The organism is Mycobacterium paraense, from assembly GCF_002101815.1.
Taxonomy (GTDB): Bacteria; Actinomycetota; Actinomycetes; order Mycobacteriales; family Mycobacteriaceae; genus Mycobacterium; species Mycobacterium paraense.
This window is the reverse complement of record NZ_LQPM01000010.1, coordinates 99093-119288: the sequence shown is the minus strand read 5'-3', so window position 1 is coordinate 119288 and position 20196 is coordinate 99093. Positions and strand designations below refer to the sequence as shown.

20 protein-coding genes are annotated in these 20196 nt (G+C 67.5%); 11 read left to right on the top strand and 9 right to left on the bottom strand.

Features of this window, described 5'->3' with window-relative positions; translation table 11 throughout:
- Positions 1 to 16: 16 nt before the first annotated feature.
- Positions 17 to 1381, bottom strand: a complete 1365-nt coding sequence (locus AWB89_RS09425) for an aldehyde dehydrogenase family protein (RefSeq protein ID WP_169716585.1) — start codon at positions 1379 to 1381, stop codon at positions 17 to 19.
- 99 nt (positions 1382 to 1480) lie between these two features.
- On the opposite strand from AWB89_RS09425, the gene AWB89_RS09420 reads away from it, so the two are divergent.
- The 4 genes from AWB89_RS09420 to AWB89_RS09405 all read left to right on the top strand — a co-directional run bounded on the left by AWB89_RS09420 (position 1481) and on the right by AWB89_RS09405 (position 6634).
- On the top strand, positions 1481 to 2404 hold the full coding sequence (locus AWB89_RS09420) for an alpha/beta hydrolase (RefSeq protein ID WP_085173111.1): 924 nt from the start codon (positions 1481 to 1483) through the stop codon (positions 2402 to 2404).
- A 58-nt stretch (positions 2405 to 2462) separates the two neighbouring features.
- Positions 2463 to 3071 (top strand): TetR family transcriptional regulator, encoded by a 609-nt coding sequence (locus tag AWB89_RS09415; RefSeq protein WP_085173108.1) that lies wholly within the window; start codon positions 2463 to 2465, stop codon positions 3069 to 3071.
- Between the two features lie 234 nt (positions 3072 to 3305).
- Positions 3306 to 3740 carry an MmpS family transport accessory protein gene (locus tag AWB89_RS09410; protein ID WP_170929156.1) on the top strand — a complete coding sequence of 145 codons (435 nt, stop codon included), beginning with the start codon at positions 3306 to 3308 and terminating at the stop codon, positions 3738 to 3740.
- The gene (locus AWB89_RS09405; protein ID WP_085173105.1) at positions 3737 to 6634 is read left to right on the top strand and encodes an MMPL/RND family transporter; all 2898 of its coding nucleotides are present in this window, start codon (positions 3737 to 3739) and stop codon (positions 6632 to 6634) included. The genes AWB89_RS09410 and AWB89_RS09405 overlap by 4 nt, the downstream gene beginning before the upstream one ends.
- An 87-nt stretch (positions 6635 to 6721) precedes the next feature.
- On the opposite strand, the gene AWB89_RS09400 is transcribed toward AWB89_RS09405, so the two are convergent.
- The 6 genes from AWB89_RS09400 to AWB89_RS09375 form a co-directional block, all read right to left on the bottom strand.
- On the bottom strand, positions 6722 to 7504 hold the full coding sequence (locus AWB89_RS09400; protein ID WP_085173103.1) for an SDR family oxidoreductase: 783 nt from the start codon (positions 7502 to 7504) through the stop codon (positions 6722 to 6724).
- 79 nt (positions 7505 to 7583) lie between these two features.
- On the bottom strand, positions 7584 to 7922 hold the full coding sequence (locus AWB89_RS09395) for a DUF732 domain-containing protein (protein WP_158089813.1): 339 nt from the start codon (positions 7920 to 7922) through the stop codon (positions 7584 to 7586).
- Between the two features lie 192 nt (positions 7923 to 8114).
- Complete coding sequence (locus AWB89_RS09390; RefSeq protein WP_085173100.1) at positions 8115 to 8978, bottom strand: hypothetical protein; 864 nt, start codon at positions 8976 to 8978, stop codon at positions 8115 to 8117.
- Entirely contained in the window at positions 8975 to 10222 is a 1248-nt protein-coding gene (locus AWB89_RS09385) for an acyl-CoA dehydrogenase family protein (protein ID WP_085173097.1), read from the bottom strand. The genes AWB89_RS09390 and AWB89_RS09385 overlap by 4 nt, the downstream gene beginning before the upstream one ends.
- 87 nt (positions 10223 to 10309) lie before the next feature.
- Positions 10310 to 10675: a DUF1801 domain-containing protein gene (locus AWB89_RS09380; protein WP_085173095.1), complete on the bottom strand. Its 366-nt coding sequence runs from the start codon at positions 10673 to 10675 to the stop codon at positions 10310 to 10312.
- Between the two features lie 15 nt (positions 10676 to 10690).
- Positions 10691 to 11710 carry a zinc-dependent alcohol dehydrogenase family protein gene (locus tag AWB89_RS09375; protein WP_085173092.1) on the bottom strand — a complete coding sequence of 340 codons (1020 nt, stop codon included), beginning with the start codon at positions 11708 to 11710 and terminating at the stop codon, positions 10691 to 10693.
- A gap of 136 nt (positions 11711 to 11846) precedes the next feature.
- Here AWB89_RS09375 and AWB89_RS09370 point away from each other — a divergent pair, with 136 nt between their 5' ends.
- The 3 genes from AWB89_RS09370 to AWB89_RS09360 all read left to right on the top strand — a co-directional run bounded on the left by AWB89_RS09370 (position 11847) and on the right by AWB89_RS09360 (position 14349).
- Complete coding sequence (locus AWB89_RS09370) at positions 11847 to 12656, top strand: acyl-CoA thioesterase (RefSeq protein WP_085173080.1); 810 nt, start codon at positions 11847 to 11849, stop codon at positions 12654 to 12656.
- 67 nt (positions 12657 to 12723) lie between these two features.
- Positions 12724 to 13242 (top strand): nuclear transport factor 2 family protein, encoded by a 519-nt coding sequence (locus AWB89_RS09365; protein ID WP_085173078.1) that lies wholly within the window; start codon positions 12724 to 12726, stop codon positions 13240 to 13242.
- Positions 13243 to 13248: 6 nt separating this feature from the next.
- Entirely contained in the window at positions 13249 to 14349 is a 1101-nt protein-coding gene (locus tag AWB89_RS09360; protein ID WP_085173076.1) for an NAD-dependent epimerase/dehydratase family protein, read from the top strand.
- Here AWB89_RS09360 and AWB89_RS09355 read toward each other — a convergent pair.
- The gene (locus AWB89_RS09355; protein WP_085173074.1) at positions 14346 to 15344 is read right to left on the bottom strand and encodes an NAD-dependent epimerase/dehydratase family protein; all 999 of its coding nucleotides are present in this window, start codon (positions 15342 to 15344) and stop codon (positions 14346 to 14348) included. The two genes, AWB89_RS09360 and AWB89_RS09355, sit on opposite strands and share 4 nt — an antisense overlap.
- Positions 15329 to 16300 (bottom strand): aldo/keto reductase, encoded by a 972-nt coding sequence (locus AWB89_RS09350; RefSeq protein ID WP_085173532.1) that lies wholly within the window; start codon positions 16298 to 16300, stop codon positions 15329 to 15331. The genes AWB89_RS09355 and AWB89_RS09350 overlap by 16 nt, the downstream gene beginning before the upstream one ends.
- A 54-nt stretch (positions 16301 to 16354) precedes the next feature.
- Here AWB89_RS09350 and AWB89_RS09345 point away from each other — a divergent pair, with 54 nt between their 5' ends.
- The 4 genes from AWB89_RS09345 (at position 16355) to AWB89_RS09330 (ending at position 20196) form a co-directional block, all read left to right on the top strand.
- The gene (locus AWB89_RS09345; RefSeq protein ID WP_241520453.1) at positions 16355 to 17677 is read left to right on the top strand and encodes an acyltransferase family protein; all 1323 of its coding nucleotides are present in this window, start codon (positions 16355 to 16357) and stop codon (positions 17675 to 17677) included.
- Positions 17678 to 17847: 170 nt separating this feature from the next.
- The gene (locus tag AWB89_RS09340; protein WP_085173072.1) at positions 17848 to 18165 is read left to right on the top strand and encodes a hypothetical protein; all 318 of its coding nucleotides are present in this window, start codon (positions 17848 to 17850) and stop codon (positions 18163 to 18165) included.
- A 206-nt stretch (positions 18166 to 18371) separates the two neighbouring features.
- Positions 18372 to 19043 carry a TetR/AcrR family transcriptional regulator gene (locus tag AWB89_RS09335; RefSeq protein ID WP_085100002.1) on the top strand — a complete coding sequence of 224 codons (672 nt, stop codon included), beginning with the start codon at positions 18372 to 18374 and terminating at the stop codon, positions 19041 to 19043.
- A gap of 439 nt (positions 19044 to 19482) precedes the next feature.
- Complete coding sequence (locus AWB89_RS09330; RefSeq protein ID WP_372515259.1) at positions 19483 to 20196, top strand: MlaE family ABC transporter permease; 714 nt, start codon at positions 19483 to 19485, stop codon at positions 20194 to 20196.

The window sequence follows — 20196 nt, the reverse complement described above, 5'->3', positions numbered from 1 at the left end:
GCACGCTCGCGGGGCGTTACGCCGGCGCGGACCAATGCATCACCTTCATCGTGGTCATCTCGTCGAGGAGCTCGGGGCCGAAGCCGAACCCGGTGCCGCTGGCGCGGCGCGGCTGGGATGCGCCCCCGGGGGCGCCGCCGAAGACGTTGTTGATCTTGACGGTGCCGACGGGCAGGCTGTGCCAGGCCTCCTGCGCGTGGGCCATGTCGCGGGTCAGCACGGTCGCGGCGAGCCCGTAGCGGTCGTCGGCCGCCTCGGCCAGGGCACCGGCGAAGTCGGGAACCATCCGCACCGCCGCGATCGGACCGAACGTCTCCTCGCTCATCACCAGCATGTCGGGCGTGCAGTCGGTCAGCACCGTGGGCGGGTAGAAGGCCCCAGGCCCGGGCCCCGGTTCGCCGCCGGCGAGAACGTGGGCGCCGCGCTGCACCGCGTCCTCGACGTGCGCGTGCACCTGATCGCGATGACGCTCGTCGACCAGCGGCCCGATCCGATCGGCCCACGCCGCCGCCTCCTCGGCGAGCGCGCCGACGAACGCGTCGGCGATCGACTGGACGGCATAGATGCGCTCCACCGACACGCAGATCTGACCCGCGTTGGCGAAGGCGCCCAGTGCCGCCTGGCTCGCCGCCCAGCGGGCGTCGACGTCGCCGTCGACGATCAACGCGTCGTTGCCGCCGTTTTCCAGCAGCGCCTTCGCGCCGCGTCCGGCACAGGCGCGGGCGATCTCTCGGCCGGCCGCGCTGCTGCCCACGTGCGCGACCACGTCGACGCTCTCCGCCTCGGCCAGGCGGGCGCCGACGGTTTCGTCGCCGTCGACGATCTGCAGCACGCCGTCGGGCAGCCGCGCGGCCAACAGCTCGGCGAACCGCCGGCCGGTCTGCGGGCAGCGCTCGCTCGGCTTGTGCACCACGGTGTTTCCGGTCACGAGCGCCGCGCCGAGCAGCCCTGCGGCCACCGCCACGGGGTCGTTCCAGGGCGTCAGCACCGCCACCACGCCGCGGGGCTGGGGAATCATCAGGTCGGTCGCCGACCACCCGCCCTGCAGGCTGCGCCCGCGGTGCAACGGCCCGAGCTGGGCGTACTGCATGACGGTCCCGACCCCGGCGTCCACGCCGCCGAGGGCGTCGTCGCGCAGCTTGCCCGTCTCCCGCTCGTTCAGTTCGGCGAGTTCGCGGGCCGCGGCGCGGACATCGGCGGCCGCCGCCGCAATCGCGGCGGCGCGTTCGGCCGATGGGGTGCGCGCCCAGCCGGGTGCGGCCTCGGCGGCTCGCCGGATCGCCTCGTCGCAATCGGCCGGCTCGGTGATGGGCACCTGCGACACTTTGTCGCCGGTGCGAGGGTCCAGGACGTTGATGACCTTGGTCATGGTCGAAGCCATCGACCCCGTTTACCCTCTCGGCGCGCGGGCCAATCAGTTAATGCCTGTGGCAGTTTTCGGCTTCAGGTAGGGTCGGCGAACCGGACCGAAGGGCATGCGATGGCAAACACATACGCCGACAACGCCTTCACGTCGCGGCAGGCGTTGGATCCCGGTCTGCGCAAGGCGGCCCATTTTTTGCCCCGGGGCTACGCATTGCACCGGGGCTACAAGATCCAGCGCCGGCTGATGAACCTGATGGGCAACGCGGGACGGATCCGTAACCTCCCGGTGGCCGCGGTCAACGAGCACGTCACCGTCCGCCTGCATCGTCCGGCCGGTCTTCCCGTCCGGGCGCCGGCGATGTTGTGGATCCACGGCGGCGGCACGATCATGGGCCACGCCGCCCAGGACGACAAATTCCTGCGAAAGCTGTCGCACCTCACCGGCGTCGCGGTGGCCGCCGTGGACCACCGGCTGGCCCCCGAGCACCCCTACCCGATCCCGGTCGAGGACTGTTACGCGGCGCTGCGCTGGCTGTCGCGCCAACCGTGGGTCGACCCGGATCGCGTCGCGGTCGGCGGGGCCAGCGCCGGTGGTCATTTCGCGGCGGCCGTGGCGCAGCGGGCGCACGATCGCCAAGACGTCCGCCTTGCGTTTCAGATGCTGGTGTACCCGATGCTCGACGACCGCACCGGAGCCAACGGCGGCGGTCACAAGCGGCTCATGTGGACCGAAACCGACAACCAGCAGGCGTGGCGGTGGTATCTCGACGGCGCGGATCCCGCCGCGGCCGCGCCCGCGCGGCGGGAAGATCTGTCGGGCCTGGCGCCGGCCTGGATCGGCGTCGGGACGCTGGACCTGTTCTATGCCGAGTGTCTGGACTACGCGCGACGGCTGCGCGAGGCGGGCGTTCCCGTGCACGAGGAGGTCGTCCCGGGCGCGTTTCACGCGTTCGATCAGATCGCCGACAAGGCGCCGATTTCGGTGAAGTTCTTCGCCAGTCAATGCGACCACCTGCGCGACGCCCTCGCCTCGCCGTGAACGGCCGCCTCCGACCGAGTTGACTGCAAAGTTTGCGGATTGTGCAACTATTAGTGGCATGGGCAATCCCCTAGGCCTTCGTGAGCGGCGTCGGCGCCAGACCAGTGCCGACGTCCGCGACGCCGCGGTGCGCTTGGCGCTCGAACGCGGCTTCGACAAGGTGACCATCGAAGAGATCTGCGTCGAGGCGGGAATTTCGACGCGCACGTTCTTCAACTACTTCCCGAACAAAGAGTCCGCGATCGCCTATGGCCCGTCGGACCTGCCCGGGGAGCTCGCCGCGGAATTCGTCGCGGCCGGGCCGGCGCCCTATTCGGTGGTCCTCGCCGAGCTGATCACCCTCGCGGGACACCATCTGCGCGACATGCCACCGCTGCGCGAACAGGCCGCCGGCATGCTCGAACTCTGCAAGACCAGCCCGGCCGTGTTGGCCGCGTTCCTCGCCGAGCTGGAACGGTTTCAGAACCAGCTGACCGACATCGTCGCCCGCCGCCAAGCGATGCGGCCCGACGACGAGATACCCGCGTTGATCGCGGCGCTGGCGTTGACGGCCGTGCGTTCGGGCATCGAGCGCTGGGCCAGCGCCGAACCACAGGATTACGACGACACGCCGATGCCCTACGTCGAGCGGGCCGCGGCCCTGGTCAACAGCATCTTCGCGAAGTGACGCGATAGTTAGCTAGATCACCTTCGTTTGCATGGTCTGCAAATTGTGCAGGCGGTGTATTATGCTGTGGTGGCATCAGACGGGGGTTCGCGATGCAGGGACAGGCTTCCCAGGGCCCGACGGCTCAAACCCATCACGGCGGCGTGCGAACGCCGTTGTGGCGCAACCTAATACGGTGATCACCTCGAAGGCGACGCACCAACGTTGATTTGACGACGAGAGGAATCCACGCAGGTGCAGCTATCCAGGGTCGTGCGCAACGCGTGGTTGCCGCTGTTGATCGTGGCGGTGGTGGTGATCGGCGGATTCACCGTGGCGCGGGTCAAGTCCTTCTTCACGGCCAACGACACCGGCGTCCTGACGAGCCCTCGGCAGGAGGACTCCAAGCCGTTCAAGCCCAAGGTCGTCAAGTACGAGATCTTCGGCTCGGCCAGTCACGCCAACGTCAACTACCTGGATCTGGCCGCCGACCCCAAGCGGATCGACGACGCGCCGCTGCCCTGGACCCTGGTGCTGTCCACGACCGCCCCGTCGGTCTTCCCCAACCTCTCGGCGCAAAGCGACGGTGACCGCCTCGGTTGTCGCATCACCATCGACGACGAAGTGAAGGACGAGAAGATAACCAACGGCGTGCACGCCCTGACCTTTTGTCTGGTGAAATCCGCATGAGCGCAAACGCTGAACACCCCACCGACACCCTCCCGATCACCAGACACGCTGTGCGCCCGGCGATCCCGCGATTAATCCGACGCTTCGCGGTGCCCATCATCCTGGGCTGGATCGCGATCATCGCGGTGCTCAACACGATCGTCCCGCAGCTGGACGAGGTCGGGAAGATGCGCTCGGTCTCGATGAGCCCCGACGACGCGCAATCGGTCATCGCGACCAAACACATGGGCGAGGTGTTCCACGAGTACAAGTCCAACAGTTCGGTCATGATCGTGCTGGAGGGCCAAAATCCGCTGGGCGCCGACGCCCACGCGTACTACGACCAGATGGTCAAGAAGCTCGACGCCGACACCAAACACGTCGAGCACGTCCAAGACATGTGGAGCGACCCACTCAGTGGGGCCGGCGTCCAGAGCAACGACGGCAAGGCCGCGTACGTCCAGGTCTACCTCGCGGGTAACCAGGGCGAGGCGCTGGCCAACGAGTCGGTCGAGGCCGTCCAGGACATCGTCAAGCACCTGCCCCCGCCCGCCGGGGTCAAGGCCTACGTCACCGGACCCGCCGCCGTGCAAGCGGATCAGCACATCGCCGGTGACCGCAGCCTGCAGGTGATCACCACGGTCACGTTCATCGTGATCATCGCGATGCTGCTGATGGTGTACCGATCGATCGTCACGGTGCTGCTCACGTTGGTGATGGTCGTGCTCGAACTCGCCGCCGCGCGCGGCATGGTGGCCTTCCTCGGCTACTACAACATCATCGGGCTCTCCACCTTCGCCACCAACCTGTTGGTCACGCTGGCGATCGCGGCCGCGACCGACTACGCGATCTTTTTGATCGGGCGATATCAGGAGGCCCGCTCGATCGGTGAATCGCGAGAAGACTCGTATTACACGATGTTTGGCGGCACCGCGCACGTGGTGGCCGGGTCGGGCCTGACCATCGCCGGCGCGACGTTCTGCCTGCACTTCACCAACCTGCCCTACTTCCAGACGCTGGGCATCCCGTTGGCCATCGGCATGGTGGTCGTGGTCGCGGCGGCCCTGACGCTGGGCCCCGCGGTCCTCTCGGTGGCGTCGCGGTTCCGCCAGACGCTCGAGCCCCGGCGCACACAGCGGATCCGCGGCTGGCGCAAGATCGGCGCCGTCGTCGTCCGGTGGCCCGGCCCCGTTCTGATCGTCACGATTGCGATCGCGCTCGTCGGCCTGCTCACCCTGCCCGGGTACCGGACCAACTACAACGACCGCAAGTACCTGCCCGCCGATCTGCCGGCGAACGCCGGATACGCGGCCGCCGACCGGCACTTCTCCAAGGCGCGGATGAATCCCGAGCTGCTGATGATCGAAAGTGACCACGACCTACGCAATTCCGCCGACTTCCTGGTCATCGACAAGATCGCCAAGTCGATCTTCCGGGTGCCCGGCATCTCGCGCGTGCAGGCGATCACCCGGCCGCAGGGCACGCCGATCGAGCACACCTCGATCCCGTTCCAGATCAGCATGCAGGGCGTCTCCCAGCAGATGAACCAGAAGTACCAAGCGGACCAGATGGCCGACATGCTGCACCAGGCCGACATGATGCAGACCACCATCGACAGCATGGTCAAGATGCAGAGCATCACCGCGCAGATGGCCGACAGCATGCACGTCATGGTCAAGAAAATGCACGACATGACCATCGACGTCGCCGAATTGCGCGACCACATGGCCGATTTCGAGGACTTCTTCCGACCGCTCCGCAGCTACTTCTATTGGGAGAAGCACTGCTACGACATCCCGGTCTGCTTTTCGCTGCGCTCGGTCTTCGACGCCCTCGACGGCATCGACACGATGACCGATGACATCCAAAGCCTGCTGCCCGTGATGGATCACCTCGACACGCTCATGCCTCAGATGGTGGCGCTGATGCCGTCCATGATCGAGAACATGAAGGCCATGAAAACGACGATGCTGACCATGTATTCGACCCAGAAGGGTCTGCAGGATCAGCAGAACGAGGCCCAGAAGAACTCCAGCGCCATGGGCAAGGCGTTCGACGCCTCCAAGAACGACGACTCGTTCTACCTGCCGCCGGAGACCTTCAACAACGCCGAGTTCAAGAAGGGCATGAAGAACTTCCTGCCGCCCGACGGGCACGCGGTGCGCTTCATCATCAGCCACGACGGCGATCCCATGACGCCGGAGGGCATTTCGCACATCGATGCGATCAAGAAGGCCACGTACGAAGCGCTCAAGGGCACACCCCTGGAAGGCTCCAAGATCTACCTCGGCGGGACCGCGGCGACCTTCAAGGACATGCAGGACGGCAGCAACTACGACCTGCTGATCGCCGGAATCGCCTCGCTGTGCCTGATTTTCATCATCATGCTGATCATCACGCGAAGTGTCGTGGCCTCGGCGGTGATCGTCGGAACGGTCTTGCTGTCGCTCGGCGCGTCCTTCGGGCTCTCGGTGCTGATCTGGCAACACCTGATCGGCATCGAGCTGCACTGGATGGTGCTGGCGATGTCGGTCATCATCCTGCTGGCCGTCGGCGCCGACTACAACCTGCTGCTGGTGTCCCGGTTCAAGGAAGAAATACACGCGGGCCTGAACACGGGCATCATCCGGGCCATGGGCGGAACCGGGTCGGTGGTCACCTCGGCGGGGCTGGTGTTCGCCTTCACGATGATGACGATGGCGGTCAGTGAGCTCACGGTGATCGGCCAGGTCGGTACGACCATCGGCCTCGGCCTGCTCTTCGACACGCTGATCGTGCGGTCGCTGATGACCCCGTCGATTGCCGCGCTGCTGGGCAAGTGGTTCTGGTGGCCCCAACGGGTGCGGCAACGGCCGGTACCGTCGCCGTGGCCGACGCCGGCAAAGGAGCACGAATCGTTCGCGGTGGCGCCCTGAGCTAGGTGACGACGCGCCGAGCCTGCGCACAGCGCGTGCTTGACCCGAATTTTTCAGCGCTGTACGCAGTTTCGATTTCGGTTCGGCCTAGGTGACCCACTCGGGCTGCTGGCTGGCGTCGACCGCGGAAAAGTCCTTGTGCGCGAGGCCCGCGGTGGTGCCGCCGTCGACGACGAACTCCGAGCCGGTCGAATAGCTCGACTCGTCGCTGGCCAGGTACACCACCAGGTTGGAGACCTCCTTGGGCTGGGCGATCCGGCCCAGCGCGGTGTTGAAGATGTCGTCGGGGACCCACTCGGTCATCGGCGTCTTGATGAGCCCGGGATGGATCGAGTTGACCCGGATGCCGCTCGGGCCCAGCTCCAACGCCGCCGACTTCGTCAGGCCCCGGACCGCGAATTTGGTTGCGGTGTAACCGTGGCAGGCGATGGTGCCGGCCATGCCCTCGATCGAGGAGATGTTGATGATCGATCCCCGTCCCGCTTCCTTCATGGGTTTCACCACGGCGCGGATGCCGAGAAACACGCCCGTGAGGTTGATGTCCAGGATCCGGTGCCACTCGGAGAGGGCGTAGTCCTCCAGGGTTCCGATGTTGATGATGCCGGCGTTGTTCACCAGCACGTCGACGCCGCCGTACTCGCCGATGGCGGTGGCTACCGCCGCGTCCCAATCCTCCGGTTTGGTGACGTCGAGGTGCACGTAGCGGGCCGCGTCACCGACCTCGGCCGCCACCGCCTTGCCCTCGTCGTCGAGAATGTCGCCGAACACCACCTTGGCCCCCTCGGCCACCAGCGTTCGCACGTGCGAGGCCCCCATCCCCCGCGCACCGCCGCTGATGAGCGCGACTTTTCCCGCCAAGCGTTCTGCCACTGGTCTGCTCCTGTCGTGCCCATGGGTTTGTTGCACCATACATATGCACGCAGATGTATGACCAGGGTTTGATCAGCAGCTACTTGGCTTTCGGGCGGTTAGGGCTGTGCTTTCCGGGGCAGTAGTCCGCGGTGGCGGCGCCGACGAACGTCTCGGCTTGCGACTGGTTCAGCCGGTGCGCGCCCGTCAGTTGGTCGATCTCGTCCTTCTGCGTGTAACCGGCGTTGAGGTCCTGACACATCACCCGCGCCATGTTCACGGTCTGGTCGGTGTTGCCGAGGTTGATGCCGTGGGAATTCAGGAAGTTGGTGAAGTCCTGGTCCGTCTGGTCGGCGCGCGCGACGCCCGCCGGCATGAGCACCACCGCCAAAGCGGCGCCGAGCGCGCACGCACCCATCGTCTTGATATCGCGCTTCATCGCTCCCCCTGCAGTCAAGCTCCGCATCAATGGTTCCACCATCGATGGTTTTACAGGTTTACCATTTCTTATGTCAATGATTCTCGGCCCGGCGCCGGCGCGCGAGGGAAAGCCGCGAAGTTTCACCGGTCGTTCGCTGCTGATTCCGGTTCAGTTCAATTGGCACCGCGGCCCGTATTCGAAACGCCCGAACTAATCGACGACGTCGAAGATCGCCGCGGCGGAGGTGATCGCCTTGTCCGCGTTGCCCTCGTCGTGCAGCAGCATGCGCACCCCGACGCGCCCGCCGCCGCCGTGCGCGGTGCCTTCCACGCGGAAGGGGCCGACCTTGCCGCGGGACATGAACATGACGTGCCAGCTGATCACCTGGACCTTCCTCGTTCCGGCAAGGTCGGCTGCCAGGTCGGTCGCGGCGGTCTCGAGGACGACGTGCTGGGGCCCGATGTGCAGCGCGGCGTCCGGCGAGGCGAGTTCGGCGCTCAGCGCCGGCAGCACCCAATGGCCGTCGTCGCGCTTGCTCGCACCGAAGGCTTCCCACAGCGGCGGCAGGTCGGGCGAGTCCTCGATGATCAGCTCGGTGCCCGAAACATCCATCTTGCCAAGGCCTTCCGGGGGGACACCGATGACCGCCCCCTGCCCCTCGTTGAAGGCGATCACGCGGTCGGGATTGTCGGCGTCCACGATCTTGCACCGGCCGTAGCCCATCGTCCGGCCCTGATGCACGATGCCGGACCCGACGATCTCGATTCTCGTGACGTCGTAGCCCGGGTCGACGATCTGTACCGACGCGATGACCGGATTGGGGACCGCGACCATGTCGGTCTGACATCCCTCCGGCGACGAGATGGCCAGCGGCGCGACCATCAGGCCACCGGCCTCGTTGCGCATGTCGCGGCGGATGGTGACGGTGTCGTCGGATTCGCCGAGGTTCATGGCCGAGTGGTTGCGGCCGATGTAGCGGTAGCTGAGCAGTCCGGTCCAGCGCCGGAACAACTCGTCGCGGTAGGCGTCGGTGTCGCTGGCGAGCTCGCGGATGTCGCGGGGCCGGTCGCTCACTTCGGGCCTCCCTCTACGGCTTTGCCCCGGCGCACCTGGTTGAACGGCACGCCGCGATCGGCGGCGTACTCGCGGGGAAAGTTCAACACGCGCTCGCCGATCACGTTGCGCGCCATCTCCGTCGTGCCGCCGCCGATGCTGGCGATCTGGCGGCCCAGGTAACGCGTGCCGACGTCGAGCAAGCCCGCGTCGTCCTCGACCACGGCCGCCGGGCCGGCGATGGCGTGGGCGGTGTCGTTCTCGACGTCGTGAACCGCGGCCATGTCGAGCCGGATGATCGATCCCGCGGCCGGGGGCAGGGTGCCGGCGACGACGGCGTGGAAGACGTGCTCGCTGAGCTGCCCGTGCACCGCCCGGTGCACCAGCGCCCGGCCGACCATCTCCCGGACCCGTTCGCTGCCGCCCTGCTTCGAGCGCTCGACCAGCGACATCAGGTCGATCGAAATATCCTCGGCCTCAGCGATTCCCGGGCCGCTGGTGTACTCCGAGCCGTCGCCCATGGTGCGCCGCTCGTGGTAGAGCTGCCGCGAGGCGACCTCCCATCCCTTGCCGGGTTCCCCGACGACGGCGTCGTCGCCCACGTCGACGTCGTCGAAGAATTCCTCGCAGAATTCGACCGAGCCGTTGACCTGACGGATGCGGTTGATCGTCACCCCCGGGTGCCGAAGGGGCACCAGAAACATGGTGAGGCCGTTGTGTTTTGGTGCGTCCCAGTCTGTTCGGGCCAGGCACAGGCCGTAGTCGGCGGCGAACGCCCACGTGCTCCATGTCTTGGCGCCGTTGATGATCCAGCGTCCGTCCCGGCGATCGGCCCGGGTGATCACGCCGGCCAGATCCGACCCGCCGCTGGGCTCCGACAACAGTTGAACGAGGACTTCGTCGCCGCGCAGCGCCGCGCGGATGTGGGTGCGCTTCTGCTCCTCGCTGCCCATGTCCAGGATCGTCGCGCAGCAGATGGCGAAGGACGGGATGTTGAGCAGCAGCGGCGTCTCGTAGGCCAGGGCCTCGGCGTCGAAGGCCTTTTTGTACTCGTAGCCCAGTCCCAGCCCGCCGTACTCCCGCGGGAAGCAGATGCCGGCGAATCCCCCGTCGTACAACTTGCGCTGCAGTTCGCGGGCGCGCCGCCACGACGCCAGCTCGTCGCGCTCCAGGACCATGGCCTCGTCGGAGTCGAGCCTTGGCAGGTTCGCGGCCAACCAGCCTTTGGCTCGGCCGCGGAACTCCTCGACCGACTCGGCGCTCACCGAATTCGCCTGCGCGTCATCGCCGATGGCCTCCTCGAGCTTGTGCTGGGCGACTGTACAGCACCCCTTGGCGACTGTACAGGTCGACTAGGACGCGTTCAGCCGCACCGCCTCGCGGATGAGCGCGGTCAGCGCCTTCTCATCGATCGTGTCTCCCTCGTGGAAGTCGATGGCCCGCCGCGTGTTGCCGTCGAGGCTGGAGTTGAAAAGACCCGACGGATCGTCCAGCGAGGCGCCCTTGGCAAATGTCATCTTCACCACGTTCTTGTACGTCTCCCCGGTGCAGATCATCCCGTCGTGATACCAGACGGGTACGCCGCGCCACTTCCATTCCTCGACCACGTCGGGATCGGCCTGCTTGATCAATCTTCTGATGTGAGCGAGCGTTTCACCGCGCCAATCGCCCAGCTCCTTGATTCGGGCGTCGATCAGCTTCGCAGGAGGCTCCGTCATGTGGTCGTCGCCTTTCTATGGGATGGTGAGCGCGATCTTGCCGACGTGCCGACCGGCCCGCATCACCGCCATCGCGTCGTCGAGCTGCTCCCAGTCGAACACGTGGCTGATGTGGGGCTTGATGCCCGCGCTCGTCATGAACTCGCACAACAGCCGGTGCTCGCGCACGCTGCCCACCGTGATCCCGACGATGCGCAGGTTGTTGAGCATCACTTCCGCGACCGAGACGGGCGCCGTGTCGAATCCGGTCAGCACGCCGATCACCGCGACCGTGCCGCCGACCCGCGCCGAATGCACCGACTGCGCCAGGGTGGCGGGCCCGCCGAGGTCGACGATCAGGTCGGCGCCTCTCCCACCGGTCAGCCGCTTGACCTCGGTCTCCCAGTCCGGTGTCGCGCGGTAGTTGATGAGATGCGTTGCGCCCATGTCGGATCCGACCTTCAGCTTCTCGTCGGACGAGGACGTCAGAATCACGGTGGCGCCCAGGTGTTTCGCGAGCTGGACGGTGAACAGCGACACCCCGCCGGTTCCCTGGGTGACCACGACGTCGCCTTCGTCGACGCGGGCTTCCCGCAGGGCGCTCCAGGCCGTGACGCCGGCGCAGGGCACCGTCGCGGCCTCGACGTCGCTCAGGTGCGCGGGCGTGGGCACCAGTCCCGCGGCGTCGGCGACGCGGTACTGCTGCAGCCACCCGTCTTCGGTGTCGCCGGGCAGCTCCCGCTTGGACTCCGGCGTCGGCGGCCCATCGAGCCAGCCGGGGTGAAACGCCCCCATCACCCGGTCCCCCGCCTGCGGCCAGTCGACCCCGGCTCCGACCGCCACCACTTCCCCGGCGCCGTCGCTCATCGGCACGCGTGGCCACGGCCCGGGGAGCAGCCCCATCAGGTTGACGTTGTCGTGAAAGTTGAGGCTCGAGGCCCGCACCCTGACCAGCACCTGCCCCCGACCGGGTTCGCCGACCGGCCTGTCGACGACCTCGAGGGGCGCGCCGGGGGTGTTCATCACCATCGCCCGCTGGCGATCCGGAAGGCTCATGCGGGGCCCGCCTCCTTCGCTACGCGCGGCTCGGCCGAGCCCCAATTTAGCTGTCGCACTCGGCGCCAAGTAATCTGCCGTCGACCCGCATCGCCGCGCGATTACCGCCCGATGCTATGGCGATCAAGGAATCGGCATGACCGGCACGCACCCGTTCGACGACGCGGTCCAACTCGACGCGATCGACGCCGAGGTCTGGCGCGGCAGGACCCATCCGGAATGGGCCAACATGGTCGGCCCGTTCGGCGGCATCACCACGGCCGTCATCGTGCGGGCCATCGAGACGCATCCCGACCGCATCGGTGAGCCGTTGGCGTTGACGGTCAACTTCGCCGCACCCGTCGCCGACGGCGCGTTCGACCTCTCGCTCCGCGTGGTGCGCACCAACCGCACCAACCAGCACTGGTACGTGGATCTGCGCCAACAGGGCGAAACCAAGGCCACGGCGACGGCGGTGTTCGCGACCGTCCGCGATACCTGGTCCGACACGGAGGCCCGCCCTCCGAGCGCGCCCCCACCGGAATCGATCGCGCCCACCGGCATGGGCCACGTCGTGCGCTGGGCGGACCTCTACGACATGCGGTTCGTCGAAGGCCCGATCCCCGCCGCGGACGGGCGACCCAGCGCTTCGTCGACGACGACGTTGTGGGCGCGCGACAGAGCGCAACGCCCGATCGACTATCCGGCGCTGGCCGCCCTGTCCGACGTCTTCTACCCGCGGGTGTTCCTGCGCCGGGGCGCGGTCATGCCGGCCGGGACCATCTCGCTGACGACCTATTTCCTCGCCGACCGGCACCAGCTCGACGCGGTGGGTGGTGACTATGTCCTGGCCACCGCCCACGCCCACCGCTTCTCCGGCGGCTACTTTGACCAGAGCGCCCAGCTTTGGACCCGGGACGGGGTCCTGATGGCCACCAGCCATCAGATCGTCTACTTCAAAGGCTGAGGGGTTACAGTTTCGGGGTGAAGTGTCACGCTGGGCGGAAACGCCGGTCGACCAGAATCGAGCCGCAATGACGGAACAGGCCACCGACGCCGACACCGCCACGCTGCTGGCCATCGAGGCGATCAAGCAGCTCAAGGCCCGCTACTGCCGGTACCTGGACGCCAAGGACTGGGCGGCGTGGCGGTCGGTGTTCACCGACGACTTCCTCAGCGACACCTCCGAGGCCGGCGGCAAGCTGATCCGCGGCGCCGACGATTTCGTGGCCTTCACCCGCAGGAGCATCGGACGCCCCGCGCAGGCGACCGCGCACCACGTGCACGCCCCCGAGATCGAGCTGACGTCGGCGACGACGGCGCGCGGCGTGTGGGCCCTGCAAGACGTGGTCCGCTTCGGTCCGGGCGTGACGCTGGTCGGCTACGGTCACTACCACGAGACCTACGCAAACGTCGGCGGCCATTGGCTCATCGAGAGCTCCAAGCTGACCCGGCTGCGTGAGGACATCGTCACCCCGGTGTTCTCGGTTTACATTTCCGACCGGATCCGGCGGGTGGCTGGCAAGCTCGCCGGGCGGATGATCGAACGGTAGGCGTCGATGACTGTTGGCACCATTTTGATCACCGGCGCGTTCGGCCAGGTCGGCCGGCGCTGCACACAGCTCCTGCTCGAGCGGGGGCGCACCGTCGTGGCGATGGATCTCCGCAACGACAAAACCCTTGCGGCCCAAGCCGAATTGGGCGCCGGTGGACACGCCGGCGCGCTGATTCCGGGCTACGTCGACCTGCTGGATGCCGAGGCGGTACGCGATCTGGTCGCGACCCATCGGCCCGGGGCGATCATTCACCTGGCCGCCATCGTGTCGCCGCCGTCGTACCGCAATCCCGGGCTGGCGCGGCGCGTCAACGTGGGCGGTACGGAGAACCTGCTGGCCGCGGCGGCGACGCTGGAGCGTCCGCCGCTGTTCCTGATGGCGTCCAGCGCCGCGGTGTACGGATCGCGCAACCCCTACCGCCACCCGGAGCGGATCACCCCGGACACGCCGGTGCAGCCCATCGATCAGTACGGCCAGGACAAGGTCCTGGCGGAGGCGGCGATCAGGGCGAGCGGCCTGCCGTATGCGCTGTACCGATTGGGCGGGATCATCTCGCCGGACACCCAGGCCGGCATCAACGGTGACTACCTGACCCTGATGCGCTCGATGCCGAGCGATAACCGCATGCACGCGGTGGACGCCCGCGACGTGGCGTTGGCGTTCGCCAACGGCGTCGATCGCGCGGCGACGATCGCGGGCAAGGTCCTGCTCATCGGCGGCAACGAAACGTACGTGCTGTTGCAGCGCGACCTAGAGGACGACCTGATGACCGCCGCCGGGCTGGGCCGCCTCGGACCGTCGGCGAGCCTGCCCGGCGACCCGCGCGACGACCGCGGCTGGAGCTTCACCGGCTGGTACGACACCACCGAAGCGCAGGCGCTGCTCGACTTCCAGGAGCACGACTGGCAGCAGACCCTGGCCTGGATCGCCGAATCGCAGGGCTGCCAACGCATCGTGTTGCGCGCAATCGGGCCCGTGCTGCGGCCGGTCATGCGGGCCGCCCTCAAGCTGCAGCGCCGGGCCGAGCGGCGCGGCCCGTACGCGGACCCCTGGGCGCTGATCGAGAAGAAATACGGCGCGGCGGCGCTGGCCGCCGTGGACTAGGTCTGGGAAGCGAAGAAGACGGCGGCCTTGCGGATCGAATCCTCGACGGGCTCCGGTTTCCAGCCGAGCTCGCGTTCGGCCTTGCCGTGGTCGAGGGGCGACATCAGCTCCGCCATCCGAATCCCGGCGTAGGCGAAGGGAAGGTCGCGGCGCAGCACACGCGCCAGCGCGTCGTTGACCCGCGCACCGGCGCGCAACGCCACCATCGGGATGCCGATCCGCGGTGGCCGGCGGCCGACGGCGGTGGCCGCGATCTCGTGCAGTTCGCGGACGCTCATGTACCTGTCGGAGACGATGTAGCGCTCGCCGTTGCGGCCGCGCTCCGCGGCCAGAAGCATTGCCCTGGCGGCATCTTCGATGCCCACGACTTCCGACGAGTAGTCGAAATAAAACGGGAACCGTCCCTTGGCGACCAAGGCCAGCAAGGAGCCGTGCGGGGTCGGCGCCCAATCGCCGGGCCCATAGGTGGTAGAAATGCACATCGCCACGCCGGGCAGGCCCTTTTCGCGCGCGTACGACAGCAACAGGTTTTCGCCGGCCACCCGCGCTTCGATGTAGGCACCGCCCTGGTCCCAGTTGTGCGGATCGTCTTCGGTGACCGGGCGGGTGTCGCTGATCGCCAAAGAGCCTGCGGTGCTGGTGTAGACGAACTTGGCGAGGTCGGCGTCCAGGGCGGCGTCGAGGACATGCCGCAGCCCCTCGACGTTGGTCCGGAACAGCGGCGCCGGATCACGCAGCCACATCCGCGCATCGACGACGCAGTAGTAGACGACGTCACAGCCGCTCATCGCGGCGCGCAGGGCGTCGTCGTCGAACACGTCCCCGTAGCAGCGCTCGACGGCCAGGTCCTCGATCCCCTTGGTGGAACTGCTGCGGCGCAACATGACTCGCACGTCGGCGCCCGCCGCGACGAGCTGGCGCGTGACGTGGGATCCGAGGAAGCCGCTAGCGCCGATCACCAGCTTCTTGGGGGCCCCCACTAGCGGTCGATCCATCCCATTTGCGCGGCGGCATGGTGGCCGCCGACGGGTGGGGTGAGCCCGTCGAGCCTCGCGAGTTGGTCGGGCGTGAGTTCGAGGCTGTCGGCGGCCACGTTCTCCTCGAGCCTCGACACCCGTTTGGTTCCCGGAATCGGCACGACGTCAGGCCCTTTCGCCAGCAGCCAGGCCAGCGCGACCTGGGCCGGGGTGGCGCCCGCGTCCGCGGCGATGTCACGCACCTCGTCCGCGCACCGCAGATTGTGCTCGAAGTTCTCGTCGAAGAAGCGGGGGTTGGTCTTGCGGTAGTCGGTGTCGGGAAGCTCGCCGGTGGAGCGGATGGCGCCGGTGAGGAAGCCGCGCCCGAGCGGTGAGTAGGCGACGAATCCGATTCCCAGCTCGCGCAATACGTCGAGGACCCCGTCCTCGGGGTCTCGGGTCCACAGCGAGTATTCGGACTGCACGGCGGTGACGGGGTGCACGGCGTGGGCGCGGCGAATGGTGTTGACGCCGACCTCGGAAAGGCCGATGTGGCGGATCTTGCCCGCGGCGACGAGCTCGGCCAGCGCCCCGATCGTGTCCTCGATCGGAGTGGCACGGTCGAGGCGGTGTTGGTAGTACAGGTCGATGCGGTCCGTCGCCAGCCTCCGCAGCGACCCGTCGACGGCAATGCGGATGTTGGCGGGGCTGCTGTCGAGGCCGTCACGGCCGGTGTGGGACATCAGGCCGAACTTGGTCGCCAGCACCACCCGATCCCGCCGGCCCGCCAGGGCTCGGGCGAGCAGTTCTTCGTTGACGTAGGGGCCGTAGACCTCGGCGGTGTCGATCAGCGTGACCCCGAGCTCGATGGCGCGGTGGACGGTGCGGATCGCTTCGGCGTCGTCGGTGCCGGCGCCGGCATAGGCGACGGACATGCCCATCGCGCCCAGGCCGAGGCGTCCGACTTCGAGTTCGGCGAGATGAGCAGGTTTCATGGGCACATTGTGCGCCGGGCAACCACGAGCCGTGGGACGGGTACCGTTGCGCTCGTGCACGACACCGCCCGACCGGCCCGCAATCTGGCCGTCGACTTCTATCGGGCGTCGGGCGTGGTCCTCATCGTGCTGGGCCATTGGCTGGCCGGCTCGGTGACCTACCACGACGGATCGTTCGGTCGCCAGAACCCGCTGGTCGACCTGCCCTGGACCCAGTGGCTGACCTGGCCGTTTCAGGCGGTGCCGACGTTCTTTCTGGTCGCCGGGTACGCGAGCGCGTTGTCCTGGACGCATCGGCACGAGACCGACGGCGTGTCCCGTCAGACCTGGCTCCGGCATCGACTGGCCCGGGTGCTGGGGCCGACCGCCGTGTACGCCGCGCTGGTGTCGATCGTCGTGGTGGTGCTGGGCGTCGCCCACGTGGCGGGATCGGTGCTCGAGTACGCGGGCTGGGCGGTCGCCATGCACCTGTGGTTCCTGGCCGTCTACCTGATCGTGGTGTCATTGACGCCGATTGCGATTGCCGCACAACGGCGTTGGGGGCTCCTGGTGCCCGCGGGGCTGGCGGTGGGGGTCATGGCGGTGGACGCTCTTGCGATCGGTCTGCACCTGCACGGCCTCGGCTGGATCAACTACCTGCTGTGCTGGGGAACGTTCTACCAGCTCGGAATCGCCTGGCGCGCGGGCCTGTTGACCGGCCGAAAGACCGCGCTGCTCGCGGCCTGCTCGGCGACCGCGCTGGCGCTGCTGATCGGGCTGGGACCCTACCCGGTCAGCATGATCGGCGTTCCCGGACAGACCATCGACAACACGACGCCGCCCAACGCGGCGCTGCTGGCCTTCGGATGCGCGCAGGCCGGGTTGGCCATGACGCTCGCACCGGTGCTGAACCGCGCGCTGCGTTCGGCTCCGGTGAAGCGGGTGCTGGCCGTCGCGAACGACAACGTGATGGCGCTCTACCTCTGGCACATGATTCCGGTCGTGATCGTCGCGGTCGTCGCCTACCCCGCGGGTCTACTGCCGCAACCGCCGGAGGGCAGCGGGGCGTGGTGGCTCGCCCGGTTGGAGTGGGTACTGGTCCTGAGCGTGGTGACCGCGGTCGAGCTGGCGCTGCTGTATTGGCGGCGGCGTTTCTTCGCCGCCCCCCTGCCCATGGCAGGCGTGCCCCTCTCGGATCGTTGGGGCGAAATCTGCTTGCTGGCCGGTGTCGTGCTGGCCGCCGCCGGCCTGCACTTCTTCGCCTACCTGGGCTTTGCTCCGGACGGGCGGTTCCCATGGCTGATTGCGGGGCTCTTCGCCCTGGGCGTGCTGCTGGCCGCGCTTCGGCCCACCAAGGTCGGCCGGCGGTCGCCCGACCCGGCACGCGCGACCGGATGAATTGTTTGAGTCTGCCCTGAAACCCGTTTGCCGACCGACTTACGACCCCCGGGACAGGGGACGTAATGCCCTGGTCGGGAGCGATATACCGGAGCAGACTTCGCGGTAGGTTCGGCGCCATTTCCTGCGTCCGGGCCAGACGGAGACAACGTCGCCAAGGGAGTACACCGATGTTAAACAGCCTGACGCTCCACAACAACGAGGTCGCCCAGCAGCGTGCGCAGGACACCGAGCTCCTCAAGGACTCGGGTGCGCACAAGCTTGTCGTCACGGACCGCGACGGCAACTGTTTGGCTTTCGTATTGGCTTGGGACAGCTTCGAATACGACGCCGAGACCGACACTTACGTGTGTGTTGCGGACGGCGACGGCCGGGAGCTCATGACCGTGTACGCCGCCGGCGACATCAAGTCCGCCCCCGGTGCGAACATGTACGTGATAACGGCACCGGACGGTTCTCACGCCGCGGGGCATCTCAGGCCCTGTTGACCCGCCGACCGCACCTGCCGGCCTGCCCTCGAACGTCGCCCCACCCCCATGGGAGGCGCTAAGTTCCGTGGCGCTTGATGCCGCACGATCTTTCACTGGGAGCGACACGGCCGCGCCGGGCAATCCGCAGCGACGGGTTTCGGTGAGCCGCGGGTTATGATAGACCGTTCGTACGGTTAGTCCACGCCGAAGGGTTCGAGTTCAAGATGCCCAGATCGCCTGGAAGACGCGGCGAGATTCTCGATGCCTTTGTCCGCTATGTCGCCGAACGTGGTTATGACAGAACGAATATCGGCGATATCGCCGACGAGCTCGGGATGTCCAAGGGCACCATCGTTCACCACTTCGGCACCAAGGCGCAGATGTTGCGCGAGCTCGAAGAAACACATTTGGCCCGTCAGCTCGATGTGCTGCGGATGGTGTGGGACCGGCTGGCCGCGCCGCACGAGCGCATCGCCGCGATCATTTACGCCTCCGCGTTGCTGCAGGTGACCGAACGCGATGCGACGGTGGCAAGCCAGCGTGAGGTCGTGCAGTTGTCGGATGACCCGGCCATGCAGCAAGTGCGCAAGCTGCGTCATCAGTTGCAAACGCTGGCGATTGACGAGATCCGGAACGGCATCGAGATCGGCGTCTTCCGATCGGTGGACGTCGAGCTGGCGGCGCTGCAGCTGTGGGGATCGCTGGAGTGGATGTGGGTGTGGTTCCATCCCGCGGATTCGCGGACACCCGAACAGGTCGGTGCCGCGTTCGTCGACGTGTTCCTCGGCGGCCTGCTGCTCGACCGGTTGGGGCTGAGCCGGTGGGCGAACCCGGCGGCGGACGTCGTTGCGGTGGTGCGCGAGAGCCTCGCCGCGGCGGGTGCCGCCGCGGACTGACCGTACTGACGACGGAATAGTGTGCGCCGGACGGCAATTGCCGTCGCGCGAATGGGTGCCCGCTTCGCGGGCTGCGACGGCCATTTCGGCGGCGATTGTGGGTGGGCCAGCCACGATCGCGTTTATTGACTGACCGTACGGTCTAATGCCATAGTTGCTGGGTGGGGCAAGCCAGCGCGACATGCAGCACGGAGGCCGAGACCGCCGACCGGCGTCCGAAACGAAGTGATGCGCTGCAACGCGCCTCACGCGCAGAGCCGCTGCGCCATAGCCCACCGCCAGCGAAACAGCCTCTGCCGCAATGCTTTCCGCAGAGCACGCCGTGGTTACCCCTCCCCCGTCGGACTGGGCGGCATCCATGACTGCCTCCAACGCGATTGGCAGCAAAGCACTCCAGCGGATCCGGCCGGGGACCGAAGTCGCCGGCGGGTTCTTCCGGATGTGCGTCCTGACCGGCAAAGCCCTGCGGCAGCCGTTCGAATGGCGTGAATTCATCTGGACCGGGTGGTTCCTCATGCGGGTATCACTGCTGCCCACCATCGCGGTGTCGATCCCGGAAACCGTGCTGCTGATCTTCACGCTCAACCTCCTGCTGGCCGAGATCGGCGCCGCCGACGTCTCCGGTGCCGGCGCCGCGATCGGAGCGGTCACCCAGCTCGGCCCGATCGTCACGGTGCTCGTCGTCGCCGGCGCCGGGGGCACCGCGATCTGCGCCGACCTGGGCGCGCGCACCATCCGCGAGGAGATCGACGCGCTCGAAGTCCTCGGCATCGACCCGATCCACCGGCTGGTGGTCCCCCGCGTCGTCGCGTCGACGATCGTCGCGGTCCTGCTCAACGGCCTGGTGGTCGCCGTCGGCCTGGGCGGCGGCTACCTGTTCAGCGTGTACCTGCAGAACGTCTCGAGCGGTGCGTATCTCTCCACGCTGACGGCCCTGACGGGCCTGCCCGAGGTGGTGATCGCCTTCGTCAAAGCCGCGACGTTCGGGCTCATCGCCGGCCTGGTCGGCTGTTACCGCGGGCTGATCGTCCATGGCGGGTCCAAGGGCCTGGGCACCGCCGTCAACGAGACGGTGGTGCTCTGTTTCATCGCGCTGTTCGCGGTCAATGCGGCGCTGACCACCATCGGTGTCCGGTTCGGGACGGGGCGCTGA

Excerpts from the sequence above, each read along its gene's own strand:
- AWB89_RS09415 (WP_085173108.1), top strand. The coding sequence starts at position 2,463 with ATGGGCAATCCCCTAGGCCTTCGTGAGCGGCGTCGGCGCCAGACCAGT.
- AWB89_RS09365 (WP_085173078.1), top strand. The coding sequence starts at position 12,724 with ATGACGGAACAGGCCACCGACGCCGACACCGCCACGCTGCTGGCCATC.
- AWB89_RS09360 (WP_085173076.1), top strand. The coding sequence starts at position 13,249 with ATGACTGTTGGCACCATTTTGATCACCGGCGCGTTCGGCCAGGTCGGC.
- AWB89_RS09330 (WP_372515259.1), top strand. The coding sequence starts at position 19,483 with ATGTGCGTCCTGACCGGCAAAGCCCTGCGGCAGCCGTTCGAATGGCGT.
- AWB89_RS09425 (WP_169716585.1), bottom strand. The coding sequence starts at position 1,381 with ATGGCTTCGACCATGACCAAGGTCATCAACGTCCTGGACCCTCGCACC.
- AWB89_RS09370 (WP_085173080.1), top strand. The coding sequence starts at position 11,847 with ATGACCGGCACGCACCCGTTCGACGACGCGGTCCAACTCGACGCGATC.
- AWB89_RS09335 (WP_085100002.1), top strand. The coding sequence starts at position 18,372 with ATGCCCAGATCGCCTGGAAGACGCGGCGAGATTCTCGATGCCTTTGTC.
- AWB89_RS09375 (WP_085173092.1), bottom strand. The coding sequence starts at position 11,710 with ATGAGCCTTCCGGATCGCCAGCGGGCGATGGTGATGAACACCCCCGGC.
- AWB89_RS09350 (WP_085173532.1), bottom strand. The coding sequence starts at position 16,300 with ATGAAACCTGCTCATCTCGCCGAACTCGAAGTCGGACGCCTCGGCCTG.
- AWB89_RS09405 (WP_085173105.1), top strand. The coding sequence starts at position 3,737 with ATGAGCGCAAACGCTGAACACCCCACCGACACCCTCCCGATCACCAGA.
- AWB89_RS09395 (WP_158089813.1), bottom strand. The coding sequence starts at position 7,922 with ATGAAGCGCGATATCAAGACGATGGGTGCGTGCGCGCTCGGCGCCGCT.
- AWB89_RS09380 (WP_085173095.1), bottom strand. The coding sequence starts at position 10,675 with ATGACGGAGCCTCCTGCGAAGCTGATCGACGCCCGAATCAAGGAGCTG.
- AWB89_RS09340 (WP_085173072.1), top strand. The coding sequence starts at position 17,848 with ATGTTAAACAGCCTGACGCTCCACAACAACGAGGTCGCCCAGCAGCGT.
- AWB89_RS09355 (WP_085173074.1), bottom strand. The coding sequence starts at position 15,344 with ATGGATCGACCGCTAGTGGGGGCCCCCAAGAAGCTGGTGATCGGCGCT.
- AWB89_RS09420 (WP_085173111.1), top strand. The coding sequence starts at position 1,481 with ATGGCAAACACATACGCCGACAACGCCTTCACGTCGCGGCAGGCGTTG.